Below are 220 nucleotides of genomic sequence, written 5' to 3' on the forward strand. Positions count from 1 at the left end.
CTATGTGGATATTGCCGAAACTGCCCGGGATGTGATCCGCTCCATCGGCTATGACCGCGCCAAGTACGGTTTCGACTGCGACACCTGTGGTGTGATCGTCAATATCGACGGCCATGCAGAATGGGCGACAAAGGCTTATAGATCAGGAAGCAGATAGCCGCGTTGAGCAACCCTTTTACCAGTGTGAACGGCATGTTGAACACCAGCAGGCATTCCATCA

1 pseudogene is annotated in these 220 nt (G+C 53.2%); it reads left to right on the forward strand.

The features are described from left to right. Positions 1-109 (forward strand): annotated as a pseudogene (locus H6B10_RS16975) (S-adenosylmethionine synthetase N-terminal domain-containing protein); the annotation flags it as partial. Between the last annotated feature and the right edge of the window lie 111 nt (positions 110-220).

The sequence above is a fragment of the Gemmiger formicilis genome (assembly GCF_016901605.1).
Classification (GTDB): domain Bacteria; phylum Bacillota; class Clostridia; order Oscillospirales; family Ruminococcaceae; genus Gemmiger; species Gemmiger formicilis_B.